This is a genomic window from Rhabdochromatium marinum (assembly GCF_016583795.1).
Taxonomy (GTDB): Bacteria; Pseudomonadota; Gammaproteobacteria; order Chromatiales; family Chromatiaceae; genus Rhabdochromatium; species Rhabdochromatium marinum.
The window spans coordinates 1-2,990 of record NZ_NRRS01000167.1 but is presented as its reverse complement, the minus strand read 5'-3'; the positions used below and the strand labels follow the sequence as shown (position 1 = coordinate 2,990).

The window sequence follows — 2,990 nt, the reverse complement described above, 5'->3', positions numbered from 1 at the left end:
TTGGCAAGATCTAACGTCAACATGAAACGATCCTGTCACCAAAATGTCGGCAAGTGCGCGCCCAAACGATGCGTGGCACAATGGAGCGCAAACTATAGCATAAGAATTACGCACCTCTAAATTGACGTGGTTTAGCATTGAATTTTCAGGTATTCAAAACCCAAGTTGCCACCTTGATAAGCTGGTGTCCATCGGAGTTTGCTAGCGTTGTAAGTACCCCTACTGCACAACGACTGGCGAGGAACCCCGATGGACACAAAGATTATATTCGTATACTGCCTTTGTGACGATCTGTTGAAAGCACTCGGTCATCGTGAAGATCCACAGTGTCAGGTCTCCGACGCGGAAATTCTCACCACCGCGTTGGTCGTCGCCCTCGAGTTTGGCGGATGCTTTCAGCGAGCCCATCGGTTTCTGCATGAAACAGGCTATCTCCCACGTCGGCTCAGTGCCAGTCGCTTCGTGCGCCGTCTCTATCGTTGCGAACCGTTCGTGAGGCCATTGTTTCACGTTCTAGCCAGCCTGGGGCATCAATCGAACACCAAACGCCTCTATATCATCGACAGCTTCCCGCTCCCAGTCTGCGACAACATCCGGATTCGTCGCTGCCGTCGTTATCAAGGTGAAGCGTGGCGCGGCTACCAGGCGAGTAAACGCCGCTACTTCTATGGGTTAAAAATCCACCTCCTGGTCACGGCCCAAGGACAACCGTCGAGTTTTTTCTGACACCCGGCGCCGACAGCGATGCCAAAGCATTGAAACAATATGTCTTCGATCTCCCGGATCAGGCGACCATCACGGGCGATAAAGCCTATAACGACTACGGCTATGAAGATCTTCTGGAGGATGCCGGTTTACATCTGCAGCCGCTTCGCAAGAAAAACTCCAAGCGTCCCCACGAACCGGCACTGACGTATTTGATGTCCTCCGCGCGTCATGCTGTAGAAACCACAGGGAGCCTCATCGAACGATTGCTACCCAAGCATATCCACAGCGTGACCGCTGCCGGTTTTGAATTCAAGACAGCATTCTTTATCCTGGCCTGTAGCCTCAATTTCCTTTTTTGAATCAGCCAAGGTGGCAACTTGGGTTATTCAAAAAATGCGAACTTGTTCTTATCTCAACAACCACCAGCTAAAGCTGGTGGGTTGAAGTTACGGACTGAAAGTCCGGATACGGGTCAAATAGACCCGTTTAGGGTGCCTCTGTCCGGAAGTTGTCCTCTGCCCGTGGCTCGAAGTGATGCTCAAGATAGTGCTTGATCATCTCGTCTGTCACCTCGCCAGAGGTCACACAAAAGTAGCCACGCGCCCAGAAATGCCGACCCCAGTAACGCTTTTTTAGCCCCGGAAATGTCTCAAAGAGCTTTGTCGATGTGCGCCCTTTAATTCGCCTCATGATTTCGCTTGGTGCCATAGTTGGCGGCGCAGAGACCAGAATATGGATATGGTCTTTGCTCACGACGCCCTTGAGAATCTCGATCTCGAACGCCTGACAGGTTTGGCGGATCAATTCACGCGCTTTCAGGGCAACGTCTCCTTTTAGAACGTGATAGCGATATTTCGTGACAAACACAAAATGATACTGAATCTTGAAAACCGTATGGCTACCGTAGCGATACTCCATCTTTAACAACCCTTGCAAAAGGCTTCAAAGATAAATCTGACCGCCTAAAGGCGGTGGTTTCAACCTTACTTCGGACAATGAAGTATAACATGGTCTTAAATTGAGAATTGCTGCCTATAGACTGAGGCACTACCCAGGGACAACCGCACCGGAGCCGAAAATGCTGAAGTACATCAAGCAAGACCAGTTAGACAACTTTGTAAACTCAGTCAATGTCGCCCGCAGCTTTGCAGAGGTTGCCGCGATATGTGTCGAGGTTGAGAGTCAGCTTGAGCAAGCACGCCCTAACATCTGCTCTCGCAAGAATGCCAATGGTGAGTACCGCAGACCGTTCAACTCAGTGGCTGCTCGCAAGCTCTCTCGCTTGATGCCACGCTTACCTGGCTCGACGCTTCAAGAGCACTCAGAACGCGCCCTACAAGCGATTGAAGCAGGTTTTTGGAACGGCTCTGAAGATGATTTGAAGTCGGCGCTGGTGCTGGCGGTTCTGAATATCTCACCAGCCGATATTGAGGAGTTCAATGCAGGAAAAAATAATGCAACCGAGTTGAAACAAGAAGATGCAGAGCCGATTGTCAAGCCGCTTGAGTACCTTGAAAAAGCACGCTCAATGCTTCAGTCGAGGTTTTACTCACATATCGCTGTCGGATTGTGCGTTGTCACTGGCCGTCGTCAGTATGAGATTCTTGCAAAAGCCCATTTTAAAAAACTCGGCAATGCCGCTGTTCACTTTACTGGCCGAGCAAAGATTAAAGGCGATGATAACGGATTTAATACTGTTATCCCTACGCTTGTATCCGCTAACGAAGTGATTACAGCGCTTGCAGCACTTCGAGAGAAAAAGCCCGATTTTATCGACGCATCAGTTACGAAAACGAACGCTTGCAACAAGGAACTGAACAAGCTACTTCGTCGAGAGCTTGGCGAGTTCAATCTAGAGACACTGCATGGTGCTCGCGGAGCTTACGCCGCCATTGCTCATGTCGGCTTTAACAAGTCTCGCAAGGGTACAAATCTTTATTATAGTCGCGTGCTGGCACACTCAGATAAAAAATCAGCGCAAGACTATCAAGTCTATCGAATTCTCGAAAACGACCGCCAGCCACTCATGAGCTTCGCTGACAGCTTAATGAATGACGGATTCGATTACTGGAAAATCCCTAACCCGATTGAGAAATTCTGATTCAACCTTAGCGCGCCCGTGCTGGTATGCTCAATTATACCAGTCTTACTTAGGTGTCAAGTCCCGGAAGATTGTAAGGCCGCTTTGAAAACAATTCTGGCTCGCGTTCGTACCATTGTTTTAACGCCTGGATGGGGGCGACATGGCCCAACGCGCGTTGAGGGATCTGTTGGTTGTAGAG

Annotated in this window: 2 protein-coding genes and 2 pseudogenes; 2 read left to right on the top strand and 2 right to left on the bottom strand. The window is 49.7% G+C overall.

Annotation, left to right across the window (positions count from 1 at the left end):
* The first annotated feature begins 249 nt into the window (after positions 1-249).
* Positions 250-1,067 (top strand): annotated as a pseudogene (locus tag CKO36_RS20610) (IS982 family transposase).
* Between the two features lie 127 nt (positions 1,068-1,194).
* Here the strand turns inward: CKO36_RS20610 and tnpA are convergent.
* Positions 1,195-1,626 carry an IS200/IS605 family transposase gene (gene tnpA / locus CKO36_RS19045; protein WP_200286476.1) on the bottom strand — a complete coding sequence of 144 codons (432 nt, stop codon included), beginning with the start codon at positions 1,624-1,626 and terminating at the stop codon, positions 1,195-1,197.
* Between the two features lie 160 nt (positions 1,627-1,786).
* Here tnpA and CKO36_RS19040 point away from each other — a divergent pair, with 160 nt between their 5' ends.
* Positions 1,787-2,809, top strand: coding sequence for a protelomerase family protein (locus CKO36_RS19040; protein ID WP_200286475.1), 1,023 nt, complete (start codon positions 1,787-1,789; stop codon positions 2,807-2,809).
* A gap of 49 nt (positions 2,810-2,858) precedes the next feature.
* Here CKO36_RS19040 and CKO36_RS20020 read toward each other — a convergent pair.
* Positions 2,859-2,990: pseudogene (locus tag CKO36_RS20020) on the bottom strand (IS481 family transposase); the annotation flags it as partial.